This is a genomic window from Clostridium sp. 1001270J_160509_D11 (assembly GCF_015667935.1).
Lineage (GTDB): Bacteria > Bacillota > Clostridia > Peptostreptococcales > Peptostreptococcaceae > Intestinibacter.
Window position 1 is genome coordinate 1 of sequence record NZ_JADPET010000150.1, and the last position, 6,762, is coordinate 6,762.

Annotated in this window: 6 protein-coding genes and 1 pseudogene; 3 read left to right on the forward strand and 4 right to left on the reverse strand. The window is 28.5% G+C overall.

Annotated elements, in window-relative coordinates:
* Window positions 1–83 precede the first annotated feature (83 nt).
* From I4U58_RS11755 to I4U58_RS11765, 4 genes are all read right to left on the reverse strand, one after another.
* Window positions 84–989 carry a D-alanine--D-alanine ligase gene (locus tag I4U58_RS11755; protein ID WP_195931536.1) on the reverse strand — a complete coding sequence of 302 codons (906 nt, stop codon included), beginning with the start codon at window positions 987–989 and terminating at the stop codon, window positions 84–86.
* A 286-nt stretch (window positions 990–1,275) separates the two neighbouring features.
* A complete protein-coding gene (locus I4U58_RS14280) occupies window positions 1,276–1,389 on the reverse strand; it encodes a DUF819 family protein (protein WP_279325563.1) in 114 nt (37 codons plus the stop codon).
* A 23-nt stretch (window positions 1,390–1,412) separates the two neighbouring features.
* Window positions 1,413–2,321, reverse strand: coding sequence for a DUF819 family protein (locus tag I4U58_RS11760; protein WP_347708181.1), 909 nt, complete (start codon window positions 2,319–2,321; stop codon window positions 1,413–1,415).
* Window positions 2,322–2,467: 146 nt separating this feature from the next.
* Window positions 2,468–3,448 (reverse strand): dipeptidase, encoded by a 981-nt coding sequence (locus I4U58_RS11765; protein WP_195931537.1) that lies wholly within the window; start codon window positions 3,446–3,448, stop codon window positions 2,468–2,470.
* 169 nt (window positions 3,449–3,617) lie between these two features.
* On the opposite strand from I4U58_RS11765, the gene I4U58_RS11770 reads away from it, so the two are divergent.
* The 3 genes and pseudogenes from I4U58_RS11770 to I4U58_RS11780 all read left to right on the forward strand — a co-directional run.
* Window positions 3,618–4,859 (forward strand): competence/damage-inducible protein A, encoded by a 1,242-nt coding sequence (locus I4U58_RS11770; RefSeq protein ID WP_195931538.1) that lies wholly within the window; start codon window positions 3,618–3,620, stop codon window positions 4,857–4,859.
* A 131-nt stretch (window positions 4,860–4,990) separates the two neighbouring features.
* Window positions 4,991–5,914, forward strand: a complete 924-nt coding sequence (locus tag I4U58_RS11775; protein ID WP_195931539.1) for an ABC transporter ATP-binding protein — start codon at window positions 4,991–4,993, stop codon at window positions 5,912–5,914.
* Between the two features lie 30 nt (window positions 5,915–5,944).
* A pseudogene (locus tag I4U58_RS11780) lies at window positions 5,945–6,553 on the forward strand (ABC transporter permease); the annotation flags it as partial.
* Between the last annotated feature and the right edge of the window lie 209 nt (window positions 6,554–6,762).

The window sequence follows — 6,762 nt, forward strand, 5'->3', positions numbered from 1 at the left end:
ATTGAGTATAGATATCAAATTTCCTATGAATTCAAGAAAGTATATACAAAATATATGTGATGACTTTTTTGATTTTTACTATTTTATAATGAATACTCTATTATTTTATCTATTAATTCGCTATAAGATATACCTTTAGCATTTGCACTTCTAGGTATTAAACTAGTTACTGTCATTCCTGGAAGAGTATTTAACTCAAGAACATAGAATTTACCATTTGATAATATAAAGTCTACTCTTACAAATGCTCTACAGTTAAATGCATCCCAACATTGTTTAGTTCTCATATTTATTTCGTTTTGAAGTGATTCTTCTAAATAAACAACTTCTTCAGTTGCAGCTTTATCACCAGTTGCATATTTTGATTCATAGTCGAAGAATTCATTTGGTGAACTTATTTTTATAGTTGGGAAAACTTCTCCGTTTAATATGAAAGAAGTGTACTCATCTCCTGGAAGATAACCTTCTATCATAACTATATCGTCAACTTCTAGACCTTTTCTTACAGCTTCATAAACATCTTCTTTTCTGTCTACTTTGAAAGTAGCTACACTAGAACCACCGCTATTTGGTTTTATAAAAACAGGATATCCCATTTTTTCTATTGCATCGTAGTCTATTGAATCAACAGATTTTGCAATTATCCATGGAGCAGTAGGTATGTCAGATGCTTTTAATACTTTTTTTGACATATTTTTATCCATGCATATTCCACTAGTTAGAGGATCACATCCTGAATATTTAATTCCCATAGACTCTAACATTGATTGTATAGTTCCATCTTCACCGTATTTACCGTGTAAAATTAATAAAGCGAAATCTACATTTTCAGGCATTTTATTAACAACATCCATTGGGTCATTTATTATTAATTCATGTACGTCATATTTATCTCTATTTATAGCATTAAGTACAGATCTACCAGAATTTAAAGATACTTCACGTTCAGATGAAATACCACCCATTATTACAACAACTTTCTTTTTCATATTTATCTCTCCTAATTAATAAAATTTTAATTCAGTAATAAGTTATATTTATTATTTACGAAGTTTTAGTAAATATAATTTACAATTTAACTTCTATGTAATTTTAAGTTAAAGTAAATACTACCGCAGCAATATTTATTATATATTAATTATATGTATAACAAAAATAAATAGAAAGTACCACGATTGTAGTAAATAATAAAGAGGGTGGTTGTTAATAAAAAAACAAACAAAAGAGAGATAACAAATTTTGTTATCTCTTAAAAATAAAATATTTTTATGTAGATTATAATAAGAAATTACCGATTATAATTCCGCAATAATTTCCTATAACATATCCTAAAGTACCTATAAGCATTATTGGCGCTATTAATTTTGTCCATCCTTTAGAAACTGCCATAGCAGCTGCTGTCGTAGGACCACCTATACATCATTAGAAGCAAGAATTGCATCTTCTAAGTTGAATTTAAATATTTTTGCACATGTAAATGTAACTAACATATTTATAAATACTACTATAAAACAGAATACTAATAATAATGGTGAATTAACTACTATAGATTGTATAGAAGCTGGAACACCTATTACAACGAAGAATATATATATTAAATATGTACCTATTTCTTGAGTGCCTCCAAGATTAGAGAAGAAATCACTAAATACAGATGCACAAATCATTGTAACAGTAGTTATTATTAAGTATTGATTTCCAAGTAAAGTATTTAAAAGTGATAAAAATGCATTACTTGTAGGTATAGTAGATGCTAAAAACTCTGCTATAGTATTTGATACAGCTACTATTACAAATGCACTACCTATAGATAAAGCTATATCTTTTAGCGATATATCTTTACGGCTCCAATAAGAAGAAGCTGTAGTTTCTCCATCTTTAATTTCTTGTTTTTCAAATTCCTCAACATGTGGATGAAGGAAGTGTTTTCTAAAGAAATTGATTGATGGTATAGTTATTAATACAAAGAAATATAATGCCATTAATAAATTGTCAGAAACGACTGCTGCAGAAACAACATCACCAGGAAGTTCAAATGCCGCCGACATAGCAGCAAAGTTAGCACAACCACCGATATAAGAACCAGTCATCATACCAGCAACTTGAGCTAAGAAAGGTATTTTACTAGCTAAGAAGTAAAAACCTACTACGGCACCTGCCATTGTACCTATTGCACTTAACAGATAAATGACAAGCATTTTAACACTTTCTTTCCAAATTTTCTTTATATCACATTGATATAGTAAAAGTGTAATTGCAAGTGGAACAACATAAGTCCAAACGTTATCATATTTATAAATTAAATAAAATAAAAGTACCACGATTATCTATAATCATATATATTGTGGTAGATAATACAAAAACTAGCAAAAAAGTATTAAAAAGTAAAAAAGTAGATAACATATGATATGTTATCTACTTAATATATAGAGATTTTTAGTTTTATAGATAAATAGAAATAAAAAATTTAAAGGACTTGTTGGATAACTCGAAAGGCATTTTTGTATCCTATTTTTTCTATCTCATCTTGTGTATATCCGCGTTTTTGAAGCTCTTTTATTAAATTAGGAGTATCCTTAAACTCTTTTAATCCAAGCACATTAGGATTTGATGTATCTTCTAAAAATGCAGATAAACAGTCTTGGTCTATAAATCCAGAAAAATCAAATCCACAAGAAATATGATCAATACCGACTAAATCGGCCATATAATCTATATGATTTACTAAATCACCTACATCTGCTCTTTGCCAATTTTTATAATCTACAAAGTCTCTGTAGCCATTTATACCGATTATACCGCCACTTTCAGCAATCGCTTTAATCTGATTATCAGTAAGATTTCTTCTATGATCTGATAAAGCTTTTACGTTTGAGTGTGAAGCTATTACAGGTTTTGTGGCGATATTCATAATATCCCAAAATGATTTTTCGTTTGCATGTGATACATCTACTATCATTTTTAATTCTTCGAGCTTTCTAACAGCGTTTTTACCAGAGTCTGTAAGTCCTCTAAGTGGATCTCCTCCAACACCAGTTGCAAGTGCATTTTGTTCATTCCATGTAAGTGATGCATGTCTAGCTCCAACTACATCATAAAAATAATGAAGCATATCTACATCTTCGCCTATATAACTAAGACCTTCCATACCTACTAAAACACTTAATTTATCTTGTTTTAAAGCGACTTCAAAATCAGAAAACTGTTTAATTTGTTTTATAATATCAGAATTTGAATTTATTTCTTCAGTTAAACACTCTACAACTTGTTTAACTCTTTTTTGTGGACATTTATCATAAGGTGGGTCTATCCAAATTACATATATTCCACCGATTAAATTTGCGTTTTTTAATTCATCTAAATAATGATTTTTTATAATGTCTTTTTCACCTTTTAACATTTTTACAGTTACATCAGTGAATAAATCAGAATGACAATCAAATACCATTTTAAAACCTACTTTCTACTTATACTGAAATGTTTAATTATATTATAATTTATTAAAATACAGATAAAATTGCAATAAAAATTTAGTGTTTTTAAATTAAAATTAATGTAAATTCTATTGTTGGGAATTATAATAAAATAGTACAAAGATTAAAAATAGGAGAGTAATTATGAAAGCAGAAATTATAACAGTTGGAACAGAGATTTTATTAGGAGATATATTAAATACTAATAGTAGATATTTAGCTAGAGAGCTTGCAGGTATGGGGATAGAAGTTTACTATCAACTAACTGTAGGAGATAATGAAGAGAGATTATTAAGCACATTAAAAGAAAGTCTAAATAGAAGTGATATTGTTATATGTACTGGAGGTCTTGGGCCGACAGAAGACGATATAACTAAAGAAGTTTGTGCAAAATGCTTTGATTATAAACTTGAGTTACATAAACCATCATTAGAAGCTATGTTAGAGAGATTTAAACATATGAATAGAGTGCCGACTAAAAATAATGAAAAGCAAGCTTATTTCCCAAAAGAAGCATATATACTTAAAAATGACAATGGGACAGCGCCAGGTTGCATTATGGAAAAAGACAATAAAATGATAATTGTACTTCCAGGACCGCCAAAAGAAATGGAAGCTATGTTTGAAAATTATGTAAAACCTTATTTATCAAAACTTACAGATGATGTAATAGAATCAGAAGTACTTAGAATAATAGGTGTTGGAGAGTCTCAAGTCGAAAATGATATAATAGATATAATAGATTCACAAACTAATCCAACTATAGCTACTTATGCAAAAGGTTATGAGTGTACGCTTAGAATTACAGCCAAAGCAAAAAATATAGATGAAGCTAGAAATCTTATAAAACCTATGTCAGATGAGATGAAAAAAAGATTTAAACAGAATTTATATGCTACTGGAGAGACTAGTATAGAAGAAGTTGTATCAAAAATATTAGTAGAACATGATTTAAAAATTGCTGTTGCAGAATCATGCACAGGAGGTATGGTATCAGCAAACCTTATAAATTATCCGGGAATATCTTCTGTGTTTATGGAAGGATGCGTAACTTATTCTAACGAAGCAAAGATGAAATCGCTAGGAGTAAAAAAAGAAACACTAGATATATATGGAGCAGTCAGCAGTGAGTGTGCAAAAGAGATGGCTTGTGGTGTGGCAGCTAGATACAATACAAATGTAGGAATTGCGACAACTGGGATAGCTGGACCTGGTGGAGGAAGTGATGAAAAGCCAGTTGGTCTAGTTTATTTTGGAATTTATATAAATGGAGATGTTATTTCAAAGAAATATGTATTTAATGGAGATAGACAACAAATAAGAGAAAGAGCTACAAAGACTATATTAAATGATTTGAGATTAGAATTATTAAAGAAAATAAAATAATATTAAAATAAGTATATAATAAGTAATTTCATAAATTATTTTTATAAAGTTAAATTTAAGCAAGTGATGTATAAATCACTTGTTTTTCTTTTTTTTAAGAATATAATTTTAGTAAGAAGGGGGAGGGGAAAATGAGACTTAATAATAAAATAATAGAAGTTAGGCAACTTCAAAAATCTTATAAAGATGTAAAAGCTGTCAATGGAATAGATTTTTATGTTGAAGAGGGAGAGTTATTTGCATTTTTAGGATTAAATGGTGCAGGAAAATCGACTACTATAGATATGTTGTGTACGTTTTTAAAACTAGATAGAGGAAGTATAAAAATAAACAACTATGAAGTTGGAAAAGATGATGAAAAAATAAAATCATTAGTAGGAGTAGTATTTCAAGAAAGTGTATTAGATGAACTTTTAACTGTAAAAGAAAACTTAATAACTAGAAGTAAATTATATAACATGTCAAAAGATGAGTTTAATAAAAATTTAGAAGAAATAGCAGATATTACTGGAATAAGAGAAATTATAAATAGACAATATAGAAAACTATCAGGCGGACAGAGAAGAAGAGTAGATATTGCAAGAGCACTTATAAATAAACCTAAGATATTATTTTTGGATGAACCAACTACAGGATTAGATACTAAAACAAGAAAAAACGTATGGGAGATGATAAGAACTTTGCAAAAAGATAATAATATGACGGTATTTCTTACGACTCATTATATGGAGGAGGCATCAAAAGCCGACTATATAGTAGTTATGGACAAAGGGGTTATAGCAGCAAAGGGTACAACTGATGAATTAAAAGAAAAATATGCTAAAGACAAGATGATAATATATTTTGACGATGAGAAAAGTGATTTTATCGAAAACTATCTAAAAGAAAATAATTATGAGTTCTTTATACAAAACAACAATATAACTATAGAGATAAATACAACATTAGATAGTATAAAAATAATAGATGATTGTAGAATTTATATAAACTCTTTTGAAGTAATAAAAGGTAGCATGGACGATGTATTTTTAAATATTACAAAGGGGGATAAATAAGTGATTACTTTTATAAATAGAAATTTAAAGATGTTTTTTAGAGATAAAACAGCAGTATTTTTTTCACTATTAGCAGTATTTATTGTATTGGGATTATATATAGTATTTTTAGGGGATGTATGGGTAGATTCTTTTAAAGAAATAAAAGGTGCAAAAAATCTAATGAATTGCTGGATTATGGCTGGACTTATTGGAGTAACATCAGTAACTGCTAATATAGGAGCGTTTGGAATAATGGTTGAGGATAAAAGTAAAAATAAAATAAAAGATTTTGTTGTATCTCCAATGAAAAATTATAAAATTATGGGAGGATATATATTGAGTTCTTTTATAGTTGGGAGCATAATGTCTATAATCGCTTTAATAATTTCACAAGCATATCTATTATATAGTAAAGCAGAGTTGCTGTCATTTAATCAACTTATAGAAGTCGTAATAATCATACTTTTAACTACATTATCAAATAGCGCGATGATATTATTTATAGTATCTTTATTTAATAGTCAAAAGGCATTTTCAACAGCGAGTTCGATAATTGGAACATTGATAGGATTTATAACTGGGATTTATCTGCCAATTTCTATGTTGCCTAAAAATGTTCAACTAATAGTCAAGTTGTTTCCAACATCACACGGAATAAGCATATTAAGACAGATATTTATGGAAAAGCAAATGAATGAGTCGTTTGCAAATATATCGGGAAGCTATATGGATGAGTTTAAAGAAGCTATGGGTGTAGTATATTATATAGACGATAAGATAATAACAAATACTACAATATACCTACAACAGAAACTGGGACTAGACATAGAACAGCAGAAAGAGTTGCAAAACAAACAGGAGCAATT

Excerpts from the sequence above, each read along its gene's own strand:
- I4U58_RS11755 (WP_195931536.1), bottom strand. The coding sequence starts at position 989 with ATGAAAAAGAAAGTTGTTGTAATAATGGGTGGTATTTCATCTGAACGT.
- I4U58_RS14280 (WP_279325563.1), bottom strand. The coding sequence starts at position 1,389 with ATGGCAGTTTCTAAAGGATGGACAAAATTAATAGCGCCAATAATGCTT.
- I4U58_RS11765 (WP_195931537.1), bottom strand. The coding sequence starts at position 3,448 with ATGGTATTTGATTGTCATTCTGATTTATTCACTGATGTAACTGTAAAA.
- I4U58_RS11770 (WP_195931538.1), top strand. The coding sequence starts at position 3,618 with ATGAAAGCAGAAATTATAACAGTTGGAACAGAGATTTTATTAGGAGAT.
- I4U58_RS11775 (WP_195931539.1), top strand. The coding sequence starts at position 4,991 with ATGAGACTTAATAATAAAATAATAGAAGTTAGGCAACTTCAAAAATCT.